General features: G+C 68.5%; 1 protein-coding gene. It reads left to right on the forward strand.

The window, feature by feature from the left end; genetic code table 11:
* A partial coding sequence (gene rpoB / locus ABZ459_RS52705; RefSeq protein WP_357989096.1) for a DNA-directed RNA polymerase subunit beta occupies positions 1 to 1,592 on the forward strand: 1,592 nt, incomplete at both ends.

Here is a 1,592-nt window from a genome sequence, read left to right on the forward strand (position 1 = left end):
GTGAGCCGCCGACCAAGGAGTCGGCGCAGACCCTGCTGGAGAACCTGTACTTCAACCCCAAGCGGTACGACCTGGCCAAGGTGGGCCGCTACAAGGTCAACAAGAAGCTCGGGGTCGACTCCGAGATCACGCGGGGCACGCTGACCGAGGACGACGTCGTCTCGATGATCGAGTACCTGGTGCGGCTGCACGCGGGGGAGACGTCCATGGGCGAGGCCGTCGTGGAGCTCGACGACATCGACCATTTCGGCAACCGGCGCATCCGCAGCGTCGGCGAGCTCGTCCAGAACCAGGTCCGGCTGGGGCTGGCCCGCATGGAGCGTGTCGTCCGCGAGCGGATGACCACCCAGGACGTCGAGGCGATCACGCCGCAGACCCTGATCAACATCCGGCCGGTGGTGGCGTCGATGAAGGAGTTCTTCGGCACCTCGCAGCTGTCGCAGTTCATGGACCAGATCAACCCGCTGGCCGGCCTGACCCACAAACGGCGGCTGAACGCCCTGGGCCCCGGCGGCCTGTCCCGTGAGCGGGCCGGGATGGAGGTCCGTGACGTGCACCCGTCCCACTACGGCCGGATGTGCCCGATCGAGACCCCCGAGGGCCCGAACATCGGCCTCATCGGCTACCTCGCCTGCTACGGCCGCCTCAACGCCTTCGGCTTCATCGAGACGCCCTACCGCAAGGTCGTCGACGGCAGGGTCACCGACCGGATCGACTACCTGACGGCCGACGAGGAGGACCGGTTCGTCGTCGCCCAGGCGAACTCCTCACTCGGCGAGGACGGCGAGCTGACCGACGCCCGCGTCCTGGTCCGCACCAAGGGCGGCGAGACCGATTACGTGGCCTCCCGCGAGGTCGACTACATCGACGTGTCGCCGCGCCAGATGGTGTCGGTGGCCACCGCGATGATCCCGTTCCTGGAGCACGACGACGCCAACCGGGCCCTGATGGGCGCGAACATGCAGCGCCAGTCGGTGCCGCTGATCCGCAGCGAGGCGCCGCTGGTCGGCACCGGCATGGAGTACCGTGCCGCGACCGACGCCGGCGACGTCATCAGCGCCGAGAAGTCCGGCGTGGTGGAGGAGGTCTCCGCCGACTACGTCACCGTCATGAACGACGACGGCTCGCGCACCACCTACCGGGTCGCCAAGTTCAAGCGCTCCAACCAGGGCACCTCCTTCAACCAGAAGCCCATCGTCGCCGAGGGCGACCGGGTCGAGGCCGGCCAGGTCATCGCCGACGGCCCCTGCACCGACGACGGTGAGATGGCGCTCGGCAAGAACCTGCTGGTGGCGTTCATGCCGTGGGAGGGCCACAACTACGAGGACGCGATCGTCCTGTCCCAGCGCCTGGTGCAGGACGACGTGCTGTCCTCGATCCACATCGAGGAGCACGAGGTCGACGCCCGCGACACCAAGCTGGGCCCGGAGGAGATCACCCGGGACATCCCCAACGTCTCCGAGGACATCCTGGCCGACCTCGACGAGCGCGGCATCGTCCGGATCGGCGCCGAGGTCGTCCCCGGCGACATCCTGGTCGGCAAGGTCACCCCGAAGGGCGAGACCGAGCTGACCCCGGAGGAGCGGCTGCTG

The organism is Nonomuraea sp. NPDC005692 (assembly GCF_040631115.1).
GTDB lineage: Bacteria > Actinomycetota > Actinomycetes > Streptosporangiales > Streptosporangiaceae > Nonomuraea.